We start from the raw sequence: 325 nt of genomic DNA, 5'->3' as shown, positions 1-325 counted from the left end.
GCGCGATCCACTCGGCGGCCTCGTCGGCGGCGCAGCCGGCGGTCCGGAGACGGTGCCCCACGAGTCGAGGTCGGGATGGAGGTCGCGCTCCTTCCAGTCCTCGGGAAGGCCCGGCGCGTGGTAGCCGACGCGGTCGGCGAAGTCGTCCCAGAAGAAGTCGAACCGGGAGACTAACCCGAGGTCGACGGCGATCCGCCAGTCGTCTTCGTCCATGTCGCTGCCGGCGGCCCACTCCCCGAACGCCTCCTCCCACGCGCCCTCGCGCAGGAACGCTTCGAGCTCGTCGCGGCGATACTCGCCGCCCGCTACCTCGGCGTCCTCGTAC

The 325-nt window shown here is 71.7% G+C and carries 1 pseudogene; it reads right to left on the bottom strand.

What is annotated here, in order from left to right:
* Positions 1-325, bottom strand: a pseudogene (locus EXE45_RS18545) (hypothetical protein); the annotation flags it as partial.

It is taken from the genome of Halorubrum sp. SP9 (assembly GCF_005435015.1).
GTDB classification, from domain to species: Archaea; Halobacteriota; Halobacteria; order Halobacteriales; family Haloferacaceae; genus Halorubrum; species Halorubrum sodomense.
Note: the sequence above shows the minus strand (reverse complement) of the source record. Positions and strands in the feature narration are given on the sequence as shown.